Origin of the sequence: Bradyrhizobium sp. Ce-3, assembly GCF_022835695.1 — a bacterium.
Classification (GTDB): Bacteria; Pseudomonadota; Alphaproteobacteria; order Rhizobiales; family Xanthobacteraceae; genus Bradyrhizobium.
Genome location: NZ_BQUV01000075.1, coordinates 1 through 333, shown reverse-complemented (window position 1 = coordinate 333; position 333 = coordinate 1). Strand labels below are relative to the sequence as shown.

At 32.1% G+C, this 333-nt stretch carries 1 protein-coding gene; it reads left to right on the top strand.

The genetic code is table 11. The features are described 5' to 3' along the window. A partial coding sequence (locus BRSPCE3_RS35880; protein ID WP_244071851.1) for a hypothetical protein occupies positions 1-333 on the top strand: 333 nt, incomplete at both ends.

Genomic DNA, 333 nt, shown 5'->3' with positions numbered 1-333 from the left:
CACTTAAACTGATTAATGATTGTGATATTCTAATTATTAATTCTGTTCCTGCTACTTCCGTTCAAGAAGCCACGATTAATAACTATAAAAAACTTTTAGATAATATTAAACCTTTTATTCGTGTTGTAGTTTATCAGCATGATCATTCTGTTCTTTCTTTGCGTCGAAATTTGGGATTAGAAGAAACTGTTCGTCGAGCTGATGTTATTTTTAGCCATTCTGATAATGGTGATTTTAATAAAGTTCTGATGAAAGAATGGTATCCAGAAACTGTTTCTCTGTTTGATGATATTGAAGAAGCACCGACAGTATATAACTTTCAGCCTCCTATGG